11 protein-coding genes are annotated in these 13,046 nt (G+C 58.1%); all 11 read right to left on the bottom strand.

Going from position 1 to position 13,046, the window contains the following annotated elements; translation table 11 throughout:
* Window positions 1–21: 21 nt before the first annotated feature.
* A complete protein-coding gene (locus ACLBXN_RS20400) occupies window positions 22–1,194 on the bottom strand; it encodes a FecR family protein (protein ID WP_447613353.1) in 1,173 nt (390 codons plus the stop codon).
* Window positions 1,166–1,714: a sigma-70 family RNA polymerase sigma factor gene (locus ACLBXN_RS20395; RefSeq protein WP_447613352.1), complete on the bottom strand. Its 549-nt coding sequence runs from the start codon at window positions 1,712–1,714 to the stop codon at window positions 1,166–1,168. Before ACLBXN_RS20395 ends, ACLBXN_RS20400 begins: the two co-directional genes overlap by 29 nt.
* Before the next feature lie 117 nt (window positions 1,715–1,831).
* A complete protein-coding gene (locus ACLBXN_RS20390; RefSeq protein WP_447613351.1) occupies window positions 1,832–2,146 on the bottom strand; it encodes a DUF3325 domain-containing protein in 315 nt (104 codons plus the stop codon).
* Window positions 2,113–3,816 carry a PepSY-associated TM helix domain-containing protein gene (locus ACLBXN_RS20385; protein WP_447613350.1) on the bottom strand — a complete coding sequence of 568 codons (1,704 nt, stop codon included), beginning with the start codon at window positions 3,814–3,816 and terminating at the stop codon, window positions 2,113–2,115. The genes ACLBXN_RS20390 and ACLBXN_RS20385 overlap by 34 nt, the downstream gene beginning before the upstream one ends.
* A 17-nt stretch (window positions 3,817–3,833) precedes the next feature.
* Window positions 3,834–4,151: an iron uptake protein gene (locus ACLBXN_RS20380; protein WP_447613349.1), complete on the bottom strand. Its 318-nt coding sequence runs from the start codon at window positions 4,149–4,151 to the stop codon at window positions 3,834–3,836.
* 627 nt (window positions 4,152–4,778) lie between these two features.
* Window positions 4,779–7,196, bottom strand: coding sequence for a TonB-dependent siderophore receptor (locus ACLBXN_RS20375; RefSeq protein ID WP_447613348.1), 2,418 nt, complete (start codon window positions 7,194–7,196; stop codon window positions 4,779–4,781).
* Between the two features lie 285 nt (window positions 7,197–7,481).
* A complete protein-coding gene (locus ACLBXN_RS20370; RefSeq protein ID WP_447613347.1) occupies window positions 7,482–8,519 on the bottom strand; it encodes a FecR domain-containing protein in 1,038 nt (345 codons plus the stop codon).
* Between the two features lies 1 nt (window position 8,520).
* A complete protein-coding gene (locus tag ACLBXN_RS20365) occupies window positions 8,521–9,015 on the bottom strand; it encodes a sigma-70 family RNA polymerase sigma factor (protein WP_447613346.1) in 495 nt (164 codons plus the stop codon).
* Window positions 9,016–9,535: 520 nt separating this feature from the next.
* Window positions 9,536–10,192 carry a flavin reductase family protein gene (locus ACLBXN_RS20360; RefSeq protein WP_447613345.1) on the bottom strand — a complete coding sequence of 219 codons (657 nt, stop codon included), beginning with the start codon at window positions 10,190–10,192 and terminating at the stop codon, window positions 9,536–9,538.
* A 486-nt stretch (window positions 10,193–10,678) separates the two neighbouring features.
* Window positions 10,679–11,398, bottom strand: coding sequence for a FadR/GntR family transcriptional regulator (locus ACLBXN_RS20355; RefSeq protein ID WP_407714014.1), 720 nt, complete (start codon window positions 11,396–11,398; stop codon window positions 10,679–10,681).
* A 125-nt stretch (window positions 11,399–11,523) separates the two neighbouring features.
* Window positions 11,524–12,858 (bottom strand): MFS transporter, encoded by a 1,335-nt coding sequence (locus ACLBXN_RS20350; RefSeq protein ID WP_211459383.1) that lies wholly within the window; start codon window positions 12,856–12,858, stop codon window positions 11,524–11,526.
* Window positions 12,859–13,046 lie beyond the last annotated feature (188 nt).

Genomic DNA, 13,046 nt, shown 5'->3' with positions numbered 1-13,046 from the left:
GCGCGGCGTCTAGGACATGTTTCAGTGGCGGGTCACGATTTCCGTGACATCCCCGTTTTCCTTCAAACGTACGGGAAGCACCTTGGGCAGGGCGTAGCGGAAATGGGCCAGCGTTTGCGGGTCGAACGTACCTGAAAGGCGCAGTGCGCCCACCGTCGCATCGCGCACCACCATGCGTGTGGGAGCGTAGCGCTCGAACTCAGCCAATGCCTCGGAAAGCGTTACGTTCTCCAGGGTGATCCGGCCATCGCGCCAGGGGGCGATGCCGGAAGCAGCAACCGCTCTCACGGGGCCCCACGGTCCATCAGCAGCAGCAGCCATCTGCTGGCCAGCCATCAGCAGGACGTCAGCAGCCCCCGGTCTGCTGCTGCCATCCGACTGAAGCGGACTCACGCGCACCTTGCCTTCTTCGACGGCGACCTGCACAGGGCTTCCTGCGGTGTTGCGCACGGAAAAGCGCGTGCCCACCACAGTGACCTTGATGCTGCCGGCTACCACATCGAATGGGCGGTCCACATTTTTTTGCACCTCGAACACGGCCTGTCCTTGCGGCAATTTCACCTCGCGACGCTGGCGGTACAAGCTCACCTCGACGCGTGTCGCGGTATCCAGCCTCAGGAGACTGCCGTCCGGCAACTGCACGCTCAGTTGTTGTCCGCGCTCTGTTTGGTACATGTGTACAAACAAGGGTTGCTGCTGCCAATGGTCCCAGGCCTTGTACCCGCCGCCGACAACAAGCGCCATCAGAATGGCTGACAGTGCGGCTTGCGGGATGAGCGCAGACCAGCGTGATGGTTTGCGCTTCGAGGTGCGGCTCTTTCTTGATGACTCCGCCTGATCCTTTTTCAGTTGGAGGCGCAAGCGTTCAACGCCCGATTGAGGCAGAGCATCCAGTTGCCGCCAATCGGCTTGCCAGCGGCTGAATGCGGCTTCTCGATCCGGGTGCCCAGTCAGCCAGTTGCAAAAGGCCGCGTCTGAATAGGCCGCATCGGGTGCATCGCTGTAACGCGCAAACCATTCCAGGGCCTCGGCATCAAGGTCGCTGTTTGGCGATTGGGCAATGGTGCGATCAGTCATGCGGATGCGAAAAGCCAGAGGCGATATGAAGGTAGACGCACGAGTCTGCCAAAACCCAATGCTGGAAAAGAAAAGAAAGCGCCAATTCTCATTGGCCGCTCCTGGGTTGAACCCCAAGAGAGGGGGAGCCTGCGCCTCCCTGCATCCGCTCCTGGCAGGTTCGACAGGCCTGCATTCCCAGTTTGATATGGCGCTCCACCATGGTCACGGAAATGCCCATCTGACGCGCCACCTCGGGCTGAGACAGCCCATCGAACTTGTGCAGGATGAATGCCTCACGGCAGCGAAGAGGTAACTCGCCAATAGCCGCCAACAGCGCATCTACCGTTTGAGACGACATCGCGGCCACCTCTGGCTCGAGGGCTTCAGGGCCAGAAGCCAGATCGGCAGCGTCGATGAAGGAGTCGCCTTCTGCCGCCGCATAGGTATTGCGCACTTCGCTGCGGCGGTACTGATCAATCACCAGGTTGCGAGCAGTGCGGTAGAGCAGGGCGCGTGGCTCGGTGATGGTCTCGCCGGACTGCTGCACGGCCAGCACTCGGGCATAGCTTTCCTGCGCCAGGTCTGCGGCCGTATCGCGATCTCTGACAGCTCCCTGCAGAAACCTCAACAACTCTCGGTAATAGTGTGCGAGCACAGGAAGATCAGGGATGGATGTCGGCGTCTTCGTCGCGTATTCTGGCCTTTCCGGCCGGTCGCCACGTCGGGGGCGAGTATGCGATGCAAATGATATTCAATATCATTTAAGGTGCAGTCAGGGCTGAATTGGTCGCGTCAAGATTTTCAGCCACCTGGGTCGCCATGTGAGCGTGAACGCGATGGCGAGCGCTGAGGCGGCCAGCCCCATCACCCAAACCAGCATGGCCATCGACGCGTGATCAGCTGCAAGGCAAAAGCCCAGACTGCATGTGAGCAGCAGCGTTCCGAGAATGCGCAGACGTACGGTGGTTGGAGGCGAGATCGGTTCGCTTCGCACCTGCTGCCAATGCGTGTCCATGGCCAGTGAAAGCCAGCCCATGCCGATCAAGCCGGTGATCAGCGCTGCCCCGAGAAAAATGGCTTCACGCATGGCTGGTCTTGATGTGGGGGGGCGGAACGTGTCGCTGCGGCGCGCTGGTTCAGCTTGCGCGCTGATACCCACGCCAGCCAGGCACCCGAGAGCAGGAATAGATCCACGCCTGCAACGGGCCAGTAAGTGTCGCTCCAAACGGTTTTGAGGAGGTGATCACCCGTTGTGAACCAGTTCAGCAGCACGGCCAGTACGGCGAGAGCCGCAATCGCCCTGCATTGCTCGCGCCACGCGGGATTCATCAGTCCCTTGGCAACGGGTGCACTGCGCATAAACGCATGAGCCATTGCCAGGCCCCATCCTGCCCAGAACAGGTACTGCTCCAGATCGCCGCGAGCGGGCCAGCTTGCAGGTAGTATTTGCGGCAGCAGGCGGTTGGCGATCAAGATGACGAGGGTTGCAATCACCATACCGGTGACCGTGGTGACAGCCAGCGCATCTACAACACGGGCCCCTTGTTGTCCTGTCCTGGCATGCTGCTTCTTGCGCTTCTCCACAAAGAAAATAAAACCTGTGGCGATGCACACACAGCCCATCAGCCCGCCAAGCACATACATCCAGCGCAGCAGCCAGTGGCGGAAGTGCTGCAGGTGCAGGCCCGTCAAAAACGTGTTGATGCTGTCCACTACGGTGCGGGGCGGATCTTCGCGCAGTACCTCCCCGGTGCTGGCCTTGAAGTGGATGCCGTCGCCCACCAGCGCGATGCGATCGGTGCCTGCGCGGAAGACGCTGACGTAGCCATTGGCATCGCCCACGTGGTTGAGTGAGAGCAGGCCTACTTCACCTGCCATGCCTTTGTCGGCCCAGCGGCGGCGCGCTTCGTTCATCATCTCATCGACCGATGCCAGCGGAGCTGCAATGCCCGCTCGATCATGTGGCAGGCCAGTCTCCCGTGCCTCGATTTTTTCGTGCAATTCGTGCAGTGGTTCAAGTTGCGTATGCGTGACGGGAAAGTAGATACCAGCAAAAATCACCAAGCCTGTGAATGCGAAGAAGAAGTGAAACGGGAGCGCGAGAACGCCGGTCATGTTGTGCAGATCAAGTGTGCTGCGTTGCGTCGCCTTTTTCGGCCGAAAGGTAAAGAACTCGCGGAAGATCTTGCGATGCATGACAACGCCGCTGACCAATGCAGCAAGCATCGCCAGTGCAGCAAATCCGACGATCCAATAGCCGACACTTTTCCATTGCAGGTTCAGGCTGTAATGCAATGGATAGAAAAATTGGCTGCCGATTTTGAGCTGGTCGTCTGACAGCGCAATTCCGCTGCGCGGATCTATGGTGCGATTGCCCCAGACGCCTTCTTCAGGATCTTTAGCGTTGGACACTTCATAGCCTGAAAAAAGACTGAGTACCGGGTCGCGGTGCGTGGTGTATGCAGCCCAGCTTTTGACTGTGTCAAAGCGCTCCGGCATGGGGCCGTTGACACGATCCCGCATGAAATCAAGACTTGCCTTGCTCGGTTGCATCTGCTCGAAAGCCGGGCGCAGCACCTTCTCAAATGAGGGCATGGGCTGTGGTTCAAAGCGCGATGAAGGAATCGCCCAGCGATCAATCTCGCGGTCAAACACTGACAGCGATCCAAAGAAAAAGCAGGCCATCAGCACAAAGCCAAGCGCGAGCCCGAACCAGGTATGCAGCCATGCCATGGAGAGACGGAAATTCTGGAACATGGGTGTTGTCTTCGTCCTTAGATCAGGTGGCGCTGAAGCAGCGAAGCAGCAATTGCCATCGCAGCACCACCGCCCACCAGCACGGCCCACACACGTCCGAGGCTGCGGGCCGCGAAGGACCACAGAAATGCGCAAAGATAAATCACAAGCCCGAAAATGGCGCTCAGGTGCTCGGCATCATGAAAGGCCATGCCTAGTGCAAACAGCCCGGCGGTTGCTACTGCAATGAAGCCCCAGGTGAAACCATAGCCCGCAAAAATGGCGGTGCTGATTCGTAGCGCGATAGCCATACGGGGACTGGAGAGAGTGTCCATTTTCCGGGTGCCTGCTTTCATGGTTGTGCGGCCACTCAGAAACCTTGCAAAGCCACTCCTCACTTTTATTGTGAATGGTTCACAAGTCATGAATGATGCGAATAATTCTTATTGTAAGTTGCAATTCGATTGACAGGCATTTGTGCCGTATTTGGGGCAAGGCTGCGGCATCAATCTTGGACTGGTCGCCCGAATACGGATGCTTGAACGGCTAAGCCAAGCATGATGGCCCGAGAATGAGGCGGGGCCAGATCGACTGGAGCAGCATGGCGCAAGCTCCAGACAGAGCGCAGCCGCCGACTACAGTCGAAGTCACCCGAAAGATAGCTGCCAGCGGGTATCGTAGATGGAGGGGACTTAAGGGGACGCCTCGGCGCAAAAACTAGCCTGGAAGTTGCCCAATGAAGGGGTGAGGTGAGCGGCCGACAGTAGCCATCAACTGCCGAAGAATAAGTGGCCAGAGTGCGACCTAATAGCTCACACACTCAATCACTGTGGATGCATTGATGGCTGCTATGTTTTGTGTCGCTGTGGAGCGAAGGATTCGGTTGCCAGCGATGACAACGTCATCCAACAACAAGAGTGAACACGGAAACCCTTGAGTACAGTGATCTCCGCGTTCGTCGACTCCTTGGTTCGTTCGTTCGGTCAGAACTGATACTTCAGGCTAACCACTACATTGCGGGGATCGCCGTAGAAGCCACCAAAGGCTGTCGAGTAATACGTTTTATCAAACAGGTTGTTGAGGTTGATGCTGCCTGACAGTTGACGATTGAATTGGTAGCGGGCCATAAGCGCCGTCACCGCATAAGACTTCTGGGTGAATCGTTCGTTGTTGGGCCCGACTTCTTCACGATAGATGCTGCTCTGCCAATTTACACCGCCACCCAAAGTGAGGCCGCTCAATGCACCAGAAAGTCGGTACGTCGTCCATAACTTGATAGTGTTCGAGGGCTGAACGGTTTGGATCCGCAGTCCGTCGGCATCGCGGGATTTGTTGTAGTTGTAGCTGGCCAGTACTTGCCAGCCAGGTAGCAATTGACCAGAAAGCTCCAGATCAAGCCCCTTGGATTTAGCACCTTTCACAGTTCGGTAGGCGTACGATCCACCTCCGGTGCCTGGAACCCAGATGAATCCAGGTTCGGCCTCGGCCAAGTTGTCTTGATTTAGCTGAAACACCGCAGCACTGGCATTGAGCGCACCACCAAAAAACTCTCCCTTGATCCCCATTTCGTAGTTTGTGCCCTCGAGCGGGGGGAGGAAATTGCCTTGAAGGTTTCGGTAGCTCTGCGGCTGGAAAATGCTGGTGTAGCTGGCGTACGCGGACCAGTTCCCATCTAGCGCAAATACCAATCCGGCATACGGCGTCAGCTTGTTCTTTTCTTTCAGGTGGTCATATAGCTTGTTCCCGTCAAACGGTGTACTGCTAGTGTCGCGCTCCCAATTCGAGAGGCGTCCACCCAGGATGAGGGAAAGTCTGTCCGTGGGCCGTAGACGCAAGGTACTGTAGATAGCGGTCTGCCGCTCCGAGTCACTGTAGGTGCCGGTTTGGCTGGACTCGAAGTCAGGCCGGGGCGAGTTGCCGTTCCAGGTATAAAAACTGGGGATCGATGCGTCATAGCCCGGAAGGCGCCAACTGGGATAACTAGGGCCATTGGACGTAAGACGCGAAACGCTTGCCCCAACTACCAGGTCATGCTTTCGTCCGAGCAAAGTGAAAGGGCCACTGGCATAAGCGTCGATGGAGCTCTGTTGGGGTTTGCCATTCCAATTGGCCAGCCAAAGCCCGCTACCTGCACCAGTGCCTCTGTCGGGGTAGCCTTGTTGTGCATAGCCCTGTAGTGCTTGGTAGCGGTTGGATGAGTGGTTAAGAGCGAGTTTGGCCACCCAGTCGTTGTCGAAATAATGCTCCAGCGTGGCGAACGCCATGTTCTGCGTTCGGTTGTAGTTGCTCCAGGCCGCTGCACCATTGGTGGAGCGGGGAAAATCTGTGAGGCTTCCGTCGCTGAAGAAGGCGGGGAAGCCACGACTGGCGTTATTCAATCGGCTTTTCTGGTATCCAAAGCCAGCGCTCAGCAAGGTGCTCGGTGTCAAGTCCGTCTCCAAGGTGCCATAGACCATGTCCTTGCGGCCACGGTAGCGGTCGATGAAGGAATGGTCATCCTGATGCGCTGCGACGATCCGTCCACGAACGCGTCCATCGGCTGTAAGAGGTCCCGAGAGATCCAGTTCGCTACGGTAGCGATCCCAAGAGCCTGCTTGCAAAGTAGTAGAGCCTTCAAATGTGCGCGTCGGCTTTTTGCGAACCAGATTGACGGCTGCGGCTGGGCTGCCAATGCCGCTGATCAGGCCGGTGGCACCACGCACCACCTCAATTCGGTCATAGGCTGCTGTGTCAAAAGCTACCGCATCTACTGCGTTCGGGATGGGAATGCCGTCAAGCAGATAGTTGTCAACGGCAAAGCCTCTTGAATAGATTTGGGTGTACTCCTGGGTACTGGTGGATTTGTCGACGGTGATGCCTGGTGTCTGAACCAAAGCGTCCTGCAGAGTTATCAGGCCTTGATCATCTATTTGCTGCCGCGTTACGACGCTGACCGACTGAGGTGTGTCGCGCAGCGAAAGGTTCAGCCGCGTGGCGCTGGTTGAGCCCGCGTAGCTGCGCTTGCCTTCCGTCTTGCCGTCTCGAGTCGCATCTGCAGTGACCAAAACGGGTTGCATGACGCTAGCACCGTCCTGTCCTTTGGCATCCTGGTGGTTTGCTTTAAGACCATAGCTTCCGTTGCTTTGCTTGGTCGCAACCAAGCCCGTTCCAGTGAGCAAGGTGGCGAACCCAGCTTCCACGCTATAGCTTCCGCTCAAACCTGTGCTGGATTTACCTGCGGTCAGGTCTCCAGAGGCCCCAAGAAGCACTCCTGCATCCTCTGCAAAGCGGTTCAGAACGGTGTTGAGAGAACCCGCTGGGATACGGTATTGGCGGACTTGTTGAGCACCGCTCTCCTGTGCTTGGACCTCGGTCGTCCACATTGCTGAGCTGATGGCTATACAAGCAATAGTCAGATGCACGGCGAGTACAACGGGGCGTATGGCAGTACGCGGCGTTTCCAGCGCTCGGGGGTTCTTAATGGCCATGCTCACAAGCTGGGGCCCGTGTTGGTGCGACATATAGGTTTTCCTCATCCATTGAAAGTGGCGAGGCGACCATTCGCTGCGAGGAACCGGGATACCTGCTTTGCAGAGCAAAAGACAGCAGGAACTGAAGCGGTTTGGCGAGCGCTTTGATCGACTCTTACCAGCTAAACCGGACGAGCTCAAAAAAAGGGAACCAGTTGTGCTACTTTTTTGTCCGTTCTATCGGACTGCGATGTACGTCCACCACGGCAGCGGCTGACGAACCTGAATGGGAAGGTTCTGTTCGAGCATGGCAAGTGCCCTGTCCGTATCATCTGTGGGATAGACACCCATGACCTTCAACTGTGCTGCTTCAGGCGACACAGTGATATGACCAAAGCGATAGCGCCCAAGCTCGGTCAGAAGATCGCCCAGCGCCATATCGTCTGCGGGCAAACGGCGCCTGTGCCAAGCGTCGCGTGCGGGGCTTGCGGAGCCCAATGCGGTCACGGTGATGTCGTCGAACGCTGAGGCTTGGCCCGCATCAACGTGTCGGATCACTCCAGCAGTCGTTTGGATCTCGACTACACCCTCAAATACATCCAAACGCACCTGCTTGTCGATGAACTGCACGGAGAAGCGCGTTCCCAGCGCTTGCATACGTCCGACGCTCGTATGCACATAGAAAGGCCGTCCTCGAGCATCCTGCGCGGTATCAACTAGGATCTCCCCGTCCAGCAGTACCAATTGGCGCAGAGTGTCCTGGTATCTCACTTGGAGTGCAGTTGTCGTGTTCATCCAGACCCGGGATCCATCATCCAGCTCGATAGCACGCAACTCTCCCGTGGTGGTGTGATGATCCGAGCGGATGGCTGCAACGTATCGAGGAACAGGTGTGTATCGCCAGCCAAGCAATCCGGCCACGCCTAGTCCCAGCACGCTTGCCAGGCCGTTCACCAAGTTGCGCCGACGATAGGTCAGACCCCGGGCGGCATCCACTCCGGCGATCACTGCAGCCGTGCCGCCCGTTTTCTGGTTGCGCAGCGGATCGAATCTGCGGCTGACGGCATCGATGTGCTCCCAGGCCTGAGTGTTCTCTGGGGAAGCCTGCAGCCATTCTGTCCAAGCCATGCGGTCATTCTCGGTGACGTCGTCGTCGCGCAAGGTCGCATACCAGTGGGCAGCCTGCTCAAGGCTGCCAACACTAACCGGAACTGTTGAGCCAGCGTGTTGCAGCGAATGCCCATGCAAAGTGTCGCTCCGTTCGTTGACCGACATATCAATGGGCCAGGCCTGCCTCAATAAGCGCACACTGCAGCATGGCCTGCGCAATGTACTTCTTGACCATTCGCTCGGAAACCGTCAGTGCGATGGCAATCTCGCGGTAAGGTAGGCCGTCTACCTGAGCCAGGATGAAAGCTGTAGCTGCCTTTTGAGGCAGGCGACTGAGCATCCGACCGACCTCCACCAAGGTCTCAATCACTATCGCCTGCTGCTCAGGCGATGGTGCGAAAGCCTCAGGCTGTGCAGCCAATGCCTCTATCCACGCTTTCTCGACCTCTCGATGCCGCCACAAATCAATGCACAGTCCGCTTCCAATGGTACGCAGATAGCCACGTGCCTCGACAACGCTATTGAAACTCGGCAGAACTGCTTTGCCCAGCAATCGAACAAAAGCGTCCTGCGCCAGGTCCGCTGCGTCGGCCGCATTGCCAAGTCTGCGTTGCAGCCATCCCTGCAACCATCCATGGTGATTGCAGTAGAGGGTTTCCACAGACGGAGTATCAGGGGCAGAGGGTGCGCTCACGAGCAGTCTCGATCCTGCATCGTTAACCGGAGCGCAGCGCACAGATTGCAGAGCAGTTACATGAATATTAAATGAGAATCAGTTCCAATTATGCATCTTTGAAAGCGGTGGCAGAAGTGGGATTTCAGCAGGTCGCAAGGGACAAAGGTCGGCTCTAGTCCGGCAAACCTTCGTTGACGGGTTGGCGTTCGTTTCGTTAACCGTTGGAGTTGCAGACTTGAATAGTGGCAATGGCTTCGAGGCAGTCGGGAGCCTGCCTGCTGCGTGATAACCAGCGTATTGGCGCTCTCCTTGAGGTGCGGACAGCCGCAGTGCATCTCCGAACGACTGCTGCTGGCCAGTCTGCGACTGCCAACGATCGAACCATTGCTGTCCTTCGGTCTTCAGTACGCAAAGACTCCTATTCAGTGGTTGTTGCCTGTCGTAGCGAAGTCCCGAACTCACGGTGTCGGCCACATTGCAGACACCCAAGCAACCGTTATTGGGCTCAATCTGGCTTGCGAGGGTAGGCCAATGCCATCTGCTCCTTGGGACGATACATGCGGAACTTCTGCTCATCGCCAATCGAGAAATAGTCTGCCGGGCCCCCCGCGCGCAGAATCACTCCGGCACTGGCGGTGTCGAACACACCGTCCTTGAGCAGCCGACGATCAATGTAGACCTTTACCACCTCCCCAAGCACGAGCCAAGACGGAATCGACTCATGGCTGGCGGTACGCAACTGGTGGATGTCGGTCAATCGGCATTCGAAGCTTACCGGGCTCTGTGCCACTCTTGGCACCCGTATCAGTTCCGAATCCACGGCTTCTAGCCCTGCCAGCTCGAACTCATTCACCTCCGCAGAGACGGCGGCACAGGTCTGGTTCATGGCATCGGCTAGCTCACGCGTAGCCAGATTCCACGCGAATTCGCCAGTCTCCTGGATATTGCGCACCGTATCTTTCCAGCCGATGCTGGAGAAGCCGATGATGGGAGGAACGTAGTTGAAGGCGTTAAAGAAACTGTAGGGTGCCAGATTGATCTGCCCACTCGCGCTCCTGCTCGAAATCCATCCGATCGGTCGCGGGCCGACGATGGCGTTGAAGGGATCATGCGGCAGTCCGTGCCCTTTGCGGGGCTCATAGGTATGCGAGTCAATTGTCATCGCTGGTGGTTCTGGCGTCTGCCTTGTCGGGAAGTGCTCAGCTGCATTCGTGGGAGATAGTGCGAGTCTAACGGCGTGCTGGAGAGGTCGGGCTGCTGGGGCTCCACCAAGCCTGAGGCCCAACTCGTCGCTATAGCCGTCTCGCACTGGCAATGTGCTCACGCATCAGCACAAAAGATGAGCGCCTGATTGTGCGTAAAAAAGCCGTCCTTTGAATCGGGAGACAAGCTCCTGCTCCGAGCAGGCAGGCGCTGCTGCGGCTGCAAGTGATTGAGCACAATTTTTACCAAATTTATGTGGGAGAAGTTGGGGCTTGGTAGCAGATCAAATCAGGCTGTGCTTTAAGGGCGCCCTTTCAGTCTTCGGGTCTCCATGTCCAACTTCTCCGAGCTCTGACTGAGTCTGGTGATTGTTCAAGAAACGGACTTTGGGTAGCTGTCTACGAGACTGGGGGCAGTCCAGGCAGCTCCAACCAATATTCTTTGGCTACAAGCCGGTTGGAAAGTGCACGCCAGCACGCTGAGCTGCCTGCACGATGTGCGCGGACATGGCCTGCTGGGCCAGCTCCGGCCGGCCCTGGGCCAGACCATCGATGATGGCCGCATGCTCCTCACAGGTCGCATGGCGCGCGCCACGCTTGTAGAAGGGCAGGCGCTGGCTCTCCTGCATGACTTCGCCACTGCCACGCAGCACGTCTGCAATCGCGTGATTGCCCGAGATGGTGGCGATCTGCATGTGAAAATCGAAATCCAGGTGGCTGGCCTGCAGGAAGTCCGAGGCATCTATGCATTGCTGCATGCCCTGCAGATTGGCCTGCAGCAGCTTCAGGTCTTCGGGCTGTACCACCAGGGCCGCAAGGCGCGCCGCAAAGCCTTCCAACGCGTAGCGCAACTGATAAACATCGGTGAGCGCATGCGAATCGGCAAAGCGCCAGGCCTCGCTGGCTGGAGCCTCGGGTGCCTCGGTCACATACATGCCTTTGCCGGGCCTCGCCACGACCAGCCCCAGCCCCTGCAGCGTGGACAAGGCCTCGCGCAATGACGTCCGGCTGATGCCCAGCTGCTCCGATAGATCGCGCTGCGAGGGTAGGAGCGAGCCCACCGGGTAAGTTCCGGCTTCGATCCAGTCCCGGATCAAGCGGGCGGCCTGGCTGGCAACGGCGACATTGGAGGAGGCTGAAGGTTCCATTCGGGGGAAATCGTTCATCGCAAAAAGGGGATGCGCGCCATCTTAACGACTGTGCAGCATATCCCGCCTCGATCACCGCCCCTGGTACTGCTCCCGACTGCACTGCGGCAGAGCCTCGGGTCGGTGCCTGCCGCGGTGCGCGGCTATTTGTTGACCAGCTTGGCCGGCACGGTATAGGTCAGAAAGGCGCCGAACAGCAGCACACCGGCCAGCACGAACATGGCGGCATTGGTGCTCTGGGTCGCATCCTTGATCAGGCCGATCATGTAAGGGCTGATGAAGCCAGCCAGATTGGCGAAGGAGTTGATCAGCGCAATGCCGGCCGCTGCCCCCGCGCTGGACAGGATGGCCGTGGGCAGGCTCCAGAACAGTGGCGAGGTCGCGAGGCTGCCGCCAGCGGCCAGCGCCAGTGCCGCCAGGGACAGATAGACATTGCCGCTGAAAATAGCTGACAGCATCAGCCCCAGCGCACCCACGCAGAACGGCACGATCAGATGCCAGCGGCGCTCGCGCATGCGGTCCGAGCTGCGGCTTACCAGGTTCATGGACACCACGGCCACCGAGAACGGTACGGCCGTCAGCAGGCCGATCTGGAAAGCGCCTTCCACGCCCGACTGGCGGATCAGAGAGGGCAGCCAGAATGTCAGGCCGTACTGGCCCATCACCGTGCAAAAGCAGATCATGGCCATCTTGATGATGCGCGGATCGGCGAACAGCGCGCGCAGTGTCATGTGGCTGTCGGCCTTGCTGGCGTTCTCGCGGGCGATGTTGCGCTCAAGCAGCGTCTTTTCCGATTCACTGAGCCAGTTCGCGCTGCGGATGTTGTTGTCCAGGTACCAGAGCACGGCCAGACCCAGCAGCAGCGAGGGAACAGCCTCGATCAGGAACAGCCACTGCCAGCCGCGCAGGCCGGCCACACCCTGCATCAGCTCCATGATGCCGCCCGACAGCGGCCCACCCAGGATGCCCGAGACCGGGATCGCGCACATGAACAGCGCCACCATGCGCGCACGCCGGTACGACGGAAACCAGTAGGTCATATACAGGATCATGCCGGGGTAGAAGCCTGCCTCGGCCGCGCCCAGTAGAAAGCGCAGCACATAGAACTGCGTTGGCGTGGTCACGAACATCATGGCTGCCGAGATCAGGCTCCACATGATCATGATGCGGGCAATTGTGGCTTTGGCGCCTATGCGGTGCATGAGCATGTTGCTCGGCACTTCGAAGAAGAAGTAGCCGATGAAGAACAATCCTGCACCGAGGCCGTACATGGCCTCGCTGAACTGCAGGTCCGCCAGCATGTGCAGCTTGGCAAAGCCCACGTTGACACGGTCCAGATAGGCCGCCACATAGCAGGCCATGATGAATGGCAGCAGTCGCCAGGCGACCTTGCGGTAGACCGCAGCCTCTGCGGCGGTTTCGCCGGCCAGCGTTGCCGCCGGCGCGGCGACGTCAGGGGTGGAGGAAAGGGATGACATCTTGGATCCTTGTTGGCGGTGGTTTGTTTAACTGGTATTACCGGTATGATTTGACGACCGCAACCTTAATCAAGATCAAGTCATTACGCACTCGCAATTACCCTAGCCAGCATTTCAGATTGCGATTTGACAAAGTCTCTGGGGAAAAACATACTGGTATTACCAGTTAGACCAATTCAAGAATGAAC

The sequence above is a fragment of the Comamonas sp. C24C genome (assembly GCF_053345995.1).
This window is presented reverse-complemented; position numbering and strand designations above follow the sequence as displayed.